At 33.1% G+C, this 644-nt stretch carries 1 protein-coding gene; it reads right to left on the bottom strand.

All coding sequences use genetic code 11. The features are described from left to right. Positions 1–59: 59 nt before the first annotated feature. Positions 60–644, bottom strand: a 585-nt coding sequence (locus V7147_RS08765) for a Gmad2 immunoglobulin-like domain-containing protein (RefSeq protein WP_335367471.1), incomplete at its 5' end; no start/stop codon positions are given.

The raw sequence follows: 644 nt of genomic DNA, 5'->3' as shown, positions 1-644 counted from the left end.
AAAAAAAAAAAAAAGACCCAAGTGATTTCTAGGACTTGGGTCTACTTTAAGGGTTTGTACTATTTCTTTGTAAGTGGAATTTCAAGAATATCTTCTTTTGAACCATCTTTTGCGGAATAAACGAATAGTTCAAGTCTTACATCGTTTTTATGTTGAGCGTATAAATTTTTATCAATTGGTATTTTGAAGTCACCCCAAGAAGGAGCGCCTATTGTTTGATAATGGTCTTCCAGTAGCTTTTCCTCGCCATCGTAAAGGGCATAGTCAAAAACACCTTCAAAAACCTGTGCTTTCCCGGTAATGACGATTTGATTGTCCGTATCTGAAACCTTTACATCATTGAAAATTTTGTTTTGATATACCTTTCCTTCATTAGTAGGTGTTACATCATTTTCCTTATTTTGTTCAGTTTCATCTACATCGTTATTTTCTTCTTCTTGAGTAGTTTTGTCTTGATTGTTTTCAACTTGATTCTCAGTTTCATTTACTGGTTTATTGTCGTTAGGCTGATTGGTTTCATCGTTTTGGTTACATGAGGCTAGGATAGTGGTAATGCATAAAGTGGCAATTAAGATAATGATTTTTTTCATAAGAAATCCTCTCCTTAACAAAATATTTCTTTTATTATTCTGTGTCATTTGAGG

Origin of the sequence: Bacillus sp. JJ1521 (genome assembly GCF_036965165.1) — a bacterium.
In the GTDB taxonomy this organism is placed as follows: Bacteria; Bacillota; Bacilli; order Bacillales; family Bacillaceae_L; genus Ferdinandcohnia.
This window is presented reverse-complemented; position numbering and strand designations above follow the sequence as displayed.